The organism is Dermacoccus sp. CCH2-D9 (genome assembly GCF_001556795.1).
GTDB lineage: Bacteria > Actinomycetota > Actinomycetes > Actinomycetales > Dermatophilaceae > Dermacoccus > Dermacoccus nishinomiyaensis.
Genome location: NZ_LSJT01000145.1, coordinates 1 through 5,868 on the forward strand (window position 1 = coordinate 1; position 5,868 = coordinate 5,868).

General features: G+C 69.5%; 9 protein-coding genes. 1 reads left to right on the forward strand and 8 read right to left on the reverse strand.

Annotated features, from left to right (window positions below; all coding sequences use genetic code 11):
- Nucleotides 1-150: 150 nt before the first annotated feature.
- The 6 genes from AX669_RS11580 to AX669_RS11605 form a co-directional block, all read right to left on the reverse strand.
- Complete coding sequence (locus tag AX669_RS11580; RefSeq protein ID WP_062258555.1) at nucleotides 151-639, reverse strand: DUF4442 domain-containing protein; 489 nt, start codon at nucleotides 637-639, stop codon at nucleotides 151-153.
- Entirely contained in the window at nucleotides 636-953 is a 318-nt protein-coding gene (locus AX669_RS11585; RefSeq protein ID WP_156445007.1) for a hypothetical protein, read from the reverse strand. The genes AX669_RS11580 and AX669_RS11585 overlap by 4 nt, the downstream gene beginning before the upstream one ends.
- A gap of 192 nt (nucleotides 954-1,145) precedes the next feature.
- Entirely contained in the window at nucleotides 1,146-1,802 is a 657-nt protein-coding gene (locus tag AX669_RS11590) for a histidine phosphatase family protein (protein WP_197418910.1), read from the reverse strand.
- Nucleotides 1,799-2,173 (reverse strand): ribosome silencing factor, encoded by a 375-nt coding sequence (rsfS, locus tag AX669_RS11595; RefSeq protein ID WP_006944260.1) that lies wholly within the window; start codon nucleotides 2,171-2,173, stop codon nucleotides 1,799-1,801. Before rsfS ends, AX669_RS11590 begins: the two co-directional genes overlap by 4 nt.
- A complete protein-coding gene (gene nadD, locus AX669_RS11600; RefSeq protein ID WP_006944269.1) occupies nucleotides 2,174-2,761 on the reverse strand; it encodes a nicotinate-nucleotide adenylyltransferase in 588 nt (195 codons plus the stop codon).
- 17 nt (nucleotides 2,762-2,778) lie between these two features.
- The gene (locus tag AX669_RS11605; RefSeq protein WP_006944208.1) at nucleotides 2,779-3,006 is read right to left on the reverse strand and encodes a hypothetical protein; all 228 of its coding nucleotides are present in this window, start codon (nucleotides 3,004-3,006) and stop codon (nucleotides 2,779-2,781) included.
- 106 nt (nucleotides 3,007-3,112) lie between these two features.
- Here AX669_RS11605 and AX669_RS11610 point away from each other — a divergent pair, with 106 nt between their 5' ends.
- The gene (locus AX669_RS11610) at nucleotides 3,113-4,195 is read left to right on the forward strand and encodes a glycosyltransferase family 2 protein (protein ID WP_062258562.1); all 1,083 of its coding nucleotides are present in this window, start codon (nucleotides 3,113-3,115) and stop codon (nucleotides 4,193-4,195) included.
- A 107-nt stretch (nucleotides 4,196-4,302) separates the two neighbouring features.
- Here the strand turns inward: AX669_RS11610 and AX669_RS11615 are convergent, their stop codons facing one another.
- Nucleotides 4,303-5,574: a glutamate-5-semialdehyde dehydrogenase gene (locus AX669_RS11615; RefSeq protein WP_040014386.1), complete on the reverse strand. Its 1,272-nt coding sequence runs from the start codon at nucleotides 5,572-5,574 to the stop codon at nucleotides 4,303-4,305.
- The coding region (locus tag AX669_RS11620; RefSeq protein ID WP_197418911.1) for a NifU family protein at nucleotides 5,558-5,868 on the reverse strand (311 nt) is incomplete at its 5' end. The genes AX669_RS11615 and AX669_RS11620, both read right to left, overlap by 17 nt.

The window sequence follows — 5,868 nt, forward strand, 5'->3', positions numbered from 1 at the left end:
ACCCCAGACCTCTTCCATGCCATGGAAGCGCGCTACCAACTGCGCCATAGCCCCGCACTCACCTCGTGAGCAACCCGTGTACTTTAACCGGCCGGTCACCCACGAAGCAAATCACCCGCATGCACGCCGCGAACCTCGACCCGCGAACGGTCACGCCGCCTTCGGACGCTTCTTCCGCACGTACACGAGACGCCTCGCATGCGCGACGACCGTGCCGTCAACCAACGTCAGATCACACTCGAACCAGCGCAACACCTTCGACCCGTCAGCGGCCTGCGCACGGATCTCCTCGACGACGTCCTTGGGCATCTCGTACACGCCGTACACCGTCGATGTGCCCGGCGAACGGAACTCGATCTCACACGCCTGATCCCACACGAGATACTCCGGACCCAACTGATGCATGAGCAGCAACGGGAAGAACGCATCCGTCATCGCGTTGATCGACCCACCGAACGCCGTGCCGTTCTGGTTGCGATTCATCCGATTGAGCTTGAGTTCGACGCGCGCTTCGCTCCAGTCGTCCGAGAACGACTTCACCCGCAATCCCATGCCCACCAGCGGCGGGTAGAAGTTCATGAGCCGCCCGAACGTGCGCGGCGACATCCGCTTGCGCTCGCGCCCCGCGTGCCGACTCATCGCCGCAACTCGTCCCCGCGACGGGCCTCGTCCGCACGGCCCGCCACGGGCACACCCACGAGACGGTTGATCGCCGGTGAGGCCAAGCCCATCCCGACACCACCGAGGATGGGCGGCAACCACGCCCCGAACGCGTCGTCGAGGACGCTGTCAGGAAGGAGGGACCGCGCCACGAGAATGACGGCGACGAAGGCCACCAACCCGAGCGCGAGAGCCGCGAGAACGCGAAGCCACTCCGGGCGCCCCATCGGTCGAGAACCACCCTCGATCCCCAACCATCGCTCCATCGACGTGCTGCTGCCGTGCTCGCTCACTTGAGCCTCTCTCCTCGTCCGCGTGCGATCCGCCCTGATCATGTCACGCCTGACGCGGCGCCGACGGCCCCTTCACGAGGTTGCCCCACCCCCACTCCGCCGCGAGCACCAAGCCCGGAAACCGAGACATGAATGCCGATCCGCCGACACGGCAAGACGCGGCCGCACCACAGAGCCCACGAGCCCGCAGGCTCATTCCCCCGCGTTCCAGCGTTCGATGGCCCAACCACCATCGCGACGCTCGACGAGCGTCACCCAGTGGCAGTTGTCGATGCTCCGGAACGACGTGCGCACGGTCTGCGGCGTCAGCCCCGCCAACGCACCCGCCACCCCGCGGATGACGGCGCCGTGCGTCACGACGAGCACACTCTCCCCCGGGGTTGCCGACGACACGGCATCACGCACGCCCGCCTCGACGCGTGCCGTCGCCTCGGCGAGCGTCTCGCCGTCGTCACCGCGCCGGAGGTCGTCGCCACGCGCGATCGCGGCCGACGCGTCGGGCCAGCGCGCCGCGACCTCCGCGTGCGTCAGACCGGCCCACGCGCCCATGTCGATCTCGACGAGCCGAGCGTCGTCGGTGCGCACGAGCGGCCGACCGGCCAGGTCGAATGCACCCTTGAGCACGGACGTGGTCTGCGCCGCGCGCCGCGCCGGCGACGTCACGAGGCGCGTGATCGAACCGTCGCGCACGAGCAGCGCCGCGGCACGCTCGGCCTGGCGGAGCCCCACGTCGTCGATCGGCACGTCCAGGCGGCCCTGCCAGCGCCCCTGCTCGTTCCACGCCGTGCGCCCATGACGCAAGAGAATGACCCGCCGCAGCGGGTCATTCTCGGGGGACGTCGGCGTCACGCGTCGGCGGGCTCGTCGAGCTCGAGTTCGATGACGGGGCAGTCCTGCCACAGGCGCTCGAGGTCGTAGAACTCGCGGTCCTCCTCGTGGAAGGCCTGCAGGACGATGTCACCGAAGTCGATGAGCACCCAACGCCCGGAGGCGCGGCCCTCACGTCGCTGAGGCTTCGCGCCGAGCGGCAGCAGCGCCTCCTCGACGGCGTCGACGATGGCGTTGACCTGACGCTCGCTCTCCGCGGAGGCGATCACGAACGTGTCGGTGATGGCGAGCTGATCACTCACGTCGATCGCGGTGATCGACGTGGCGAGCTTGTCCGCGGCGGCCTGGGCGGCAGCTCGCGTCAGCTCGAGGGAACGGTCTGTTGCGGACACTCAGTCCTCCTGGAGGGAGCCCGCTCGGGGCCCATAAAGCTGGTACTTGTGGATGTACTGCACGACGCCGTCGGGCACGAGGTACCACACGGGTTTGCTCGCACGCACCCGGTCACGGCAGTCGGTCGAGCTGATCGCCATGGCCGGGATCTCGAGCAGGGTGACGCGATCGTGCGGCAGCCCCGCGTCACTGAGCTCGTGCCCGGGGCGCGTGACGCCGATGAAGTGCGCCAGCTCCCACAGCTCGTCGACGCCCTTCCACGACAGGATCTGCGCGAGCGCGTCGGCCCCTGTGATGAAGAACAACTCCGAATCGGGACGCAGCCGCTTGAGGTCCGTCAACGTGTCGCGCGTATACGTCGGGCCCTGACGGTCGACGTCGACGCGGCTCACGCTGAAGCGCGGGTTAGACGCCGTCGCGATGACCGTCATGAGATAACGGTGCTCGGCCGGCGCGACATCTCGTCCGGCCTTCTGCCACGGCTGACCCGTGGGCACGAAGATCACCTCGTCGAGGTCGAGGAGGCTTTGAACCTCACTCGCCGCGACGAGGTGACCGTGGTGAATGGGGTCGAACGTGCCGCCCATGACCCCGATTCGTGATGTCAGTGGTTCACACCCTGGTTCTGACCCCCACCTCGCACACCGGCGGGGCCGTGGCCCTTGGGGGCACCGTAGCGGGCCGCGGTGTTGCGGAAGGCCCACAGCAGCGCGAACAACAGGCCGAAGATGCACAGGGCCATCAGACCAAAGGCCCACGGCGGCATGGCGATGTGGTTCTCCTCGAGCTCCGGAACATCCACAGCGGCGACAAGCGAAACGAACGACGTCATGAAAGCAAGGATACTGCCTCAGCACAGCCCGATGACAGCGACCCTTCCTAACGTCTCGATCGACACGGTGCCACCGCGCACGAGCCGATCCGCCGAGAAGGTAGCCATGACCTCCCACCCCAGCCTCGACACCCTCCCCAACGGCGCACCCCACCTGTCCGTCGTCGTCCCGATGTACGACGAGCAAGAGGTCCTGCCCCTGTTCGCCGAACGCCTGCGCCCCGTCCTCGACGGGCTCGAGGTGCCGTACGAGGTCGTGTGCGTCGACGACGGATCCCGCGACGCGACCGCGTCGCTCCTGCACGCGATGCGTCGGACGTGGCCGCAGGTGCGTCTCATCCAGCTGCGCGCGAACTCGGGGCACCAGGCGGCGATCAGCGCGGGCCTCGCCCGAGCCCGGGGACGCTGGATGGTGACGATCGACGCCGATCTGCAGGATCCACCCGAGGTGATCGCCCAGATGCTCGAGGTGGCCGAGCGAGAACACGTCGACGTCGTCTACGGCGTGCGCACCGACCGCAGCACCGACACCGCCTTCAAGCGCGTCACCGCCGAGGCGTTCTACGCACTCATGCATCGCCTCGGCGCGCGTGGGGCAATGAACGCCGGCGACTTCCGACTCATGTCGCGCACGACCGTCGACGCCGTCCTCGCGCTGCCGGAGACCAACCGGGTGCTGCGCCTCGTCGTGCCGGCCCTGGGCTTTCCGTCGGCCGACGTCGGCTACCGCCGCGACGAGCGGGCCGCCGGCGAGTCGAAGTACCCGTTGAGCAAGATGCTCAGGCTGACGCTCGACTCCGTGACGGGCGTCTCCAGCGCTCCGCTGCGCCTCGCGACGTGGTTCGGTCTCGCCGGCTTCGTCCTCGCCTTCGCGGTGGCCGCATTCGCCGTCGTCTCGAAGCTGACGGGTCACTCGATCACCGGATGGGCGTCCACGATCGTCGTCGTCAGCGGCTTCGGCGCGCTGCAGCTGCTGTGCCTCGGCGTGCTCGGCGAGTACGTGGGCCGCCTGTTCCAAACGGCCCAGGCACGCCCGACCCACTACGTCGCCTACGACTCGTTCGAGGCCGGGGGCCAGGGCACGGGCGATGATGCTCGCTCCGGCGTCGAGACACAGAGTGGTTCCCGCGCAGACGGAACACACCCCGTCGCCGAACCCGGGTTCGAGGTGCTCGCCCAGGCGTCATGACGCTCCGGGCGCCGGGCGGTGGGCGCCGGGCCGCGACGAACGCGCTTCAGGCGCCGAGCGTCACCCCGAAACGTCGGGACCGTCGTCAGGATGCGGCGCGAGTGACGTCAGCGGATCTGGCCGTCGCCGTCGACGATCCACTTCGTCGTCGTCAGCTCCGCGAGCGCCATCGGGCCGCGTGCGTGCAGCTTCTGCGTCGAGATGCCGATCTCGGCGCCGAAGCCGAACTCGCCGCCGTCGGTGAAACGCGTCGAGGCGTTGATCATGACGACGGCCGAGTCGACCTGCGCGGCGAACGTGCGCGCTGCCGCGCGGTCCTCGGTGACGATGCAGTCGGTGTGATGCGTCGAGTAGCCATCGATGTGGGCGATCGCCCCCTCGAGGCTGTCCACGACACCGACCGACATCTCGAGGCCGTGGAACTCGGTGCCCCACGCCTCATCCGTGACGGGCTGGGTCGCGACGCCACCGGCGAGGGCAGCGGCGCGTTCGTCGGCGTGCAGGACGACACCGCGCTGGGCGAGCTCGGTGAGCACGCGGGGCAGAAACGTCTCGGCGACGTCGGCGTGCACGAGCAGACTCTCGGCCGCGTTGCACACGCTCGGCCGGTGCGTCTTGGAGTTCACGGTGATGTCGAGCGCCATGTCGAGATCCGCCGCGCGATCGACGTAGACATGGACGTTGCCCGTGCCCGTCTCGATGACCGGCACGCTCGAACCGGTGACGACCGCCTCGATGAGCGCGGCCCCACCGCGCGGGATGACGAGATCGACGAGACCGCGCGCGGTGATGAGCGCCGTCACGTCGTCGTGGCCGCCGTCGAGCAACTGCACCGCATCGGCGGGGAGTCCCTGCTGTTCGTACGAGGCGCGCAGTGCCTCGACGATCGCGGCGTTCGTCGCCGCCGCGGCCGAGCCGCCGCGCAGGATCATCGCGTTGCCGCTCTTCAATCCGAGCCCCGCTGCGTCGACGGTGACGTTGGGGCGCGCCTCGTAGATCATGCCGACGACCCCCATCGGCACGCGCACCTGCTTGATCTGCAAGCCGTTGGCGAGAGTGTTGCCGCGCGTCACCTCGCCGACGGGGTCGGGCAGCGCCGCGACGTCGCGCAGCGCCTGCGCGACCTGGGTGACGCGTTCGGGCGTCATCCGCAGCCGATCCTGCAGGCTCTCGCTCATGCCGCCCGCAGCGCCCCGCGCCAGGTCCTCCTCGTTCGCCGCGACGATCGTCGCGGACGCGGCCTCGACGGCGTCGGCGAGCGTCAGCAGCGCGGTATCCTTCTCGGCGCGCGAGAGCAGCGCGAGGCGTTTCGACGCGGCGCGCGCCGCGCGACCGGCGGTCTCGATGCGGTGACGGGTTTCTTCAGCGACGTCGCTCATGCGCCCACTGTAGGAGCGCACGCCCGCCTCGCTCCAGTCCGCCCGAGCGCTTCTTCACGGTGTGGGCACGCACCTCGCGCACCCCGCCGACCCGCGCGCGCAGCTCGTCCTCGATGCGCCGGTGCAGCGTCATCGCCGCCGCGGGGCAGCCGTCGCACGCGCCCGTGAGGCTGACGGTGACGACGCCGCGCTCGACGCCGATCAGCGTGATGTCGCCGCCGTGCGAGTGCGCCACTTGCTCGGCGACGTCCGCGACGACCACTCGGGCCTGCTCGGCGATCTCGGTGTCGTCGG